The sequence below is a fragment of the Pauljensenia sp. UMB3104 genome (assembly GCF_030217285.1).
Classification (GTDB): Bacteria; Actinomycetota; Actinomycetes; order Actinomycetales; family Actinomycetaceae; genus Pauljensenia.
On record NZ_JASONN010000678.1, the window covers coordinates 1 to 228 of the forward strand.

Annotated in this window: 1 pseudogene; it reads left to right on the forward strand. The window is 68.9% G+C overall.

Going from position 1 to position 228, the window contains the following annotated elements:
- Positions 1-228: pseudogene (locus QP415_RS13250) on the forward strand (TrmH family RNA methyltransferase); the annotation flags it as partial.

A 228-nucleotide genomic window follows, 5' to 3' on the forward strand; every position in this document is an offset into this window, starting at 1 on the left:
TTGTCGAGGGCCCTCAGGCAGTGCGCGAACTAGCCCTGCACCGACCGGATGCGGTGCGTGACGTGTACGTGCGCGAGGACGCATGGGACACCCACGCGGACGTTGTGGAAGCCGCCTGGCGCGCGACGCGCTGGGTGCATCGGGTGACCGCCGAGGTGTCCGTGGCCCTGTCGGGGGACTCGCAGGGCATCTGCGCGGTTGCCTCACTCGATGCGATTTCCCGTGAGA